Below are 302 nucleotides of genomic sequence, written 5' to 3'. Positions count from 1 at the left end.
AAGGAACGTGAAGAACTTCAAGATAACCATCTCTTCTCCCGAAATAGACAATATTACATTTAAAGGTGTGGGCGATTTTTATTTGTTGTCCTACCAGGATTCGAACCTAGACAAACAGAACCAAAAACTGTTGTGCTACCATTACATCTCCCATTCCAGTTTCAAGAATGGCACGTCCGTTTTCATCACTCGCCATTGTTACCAACGGATAGAGGTGGGTACTCTTCAGTGAAGGCAATTTTGTTGCTTTTTATAGCTTTTCCTCTCCGCATTATGCGGTTATAAAGTGTAAAGTAAAAAAC

At 39.4% G+C, this 302-nt stretch carries 1 pseudogene; it reads left to right on the top strand.

Annotated elements, in window-relative coordinates:
* Positions 1-232, top strand: a pseudogene (locus D0T50_RS13675) (hypothetical protein); the annotation flags it as partial.
* Between the last annotated feature and the right edge of the window lie 70 nt (positions 233-302).

Origin of the sequence: Bacteroides sp. 214, assembly GCF_010501015.1 — a bacterium.
Classification (GTDB): Bacteria; Bacteroidota; Bacteroidia; order Bacteroidales; family Bacteroidaceae; genus Bacteroides.
This window is presented reverse-complemented; position numbering and strand designations above follow the sequence as displayed.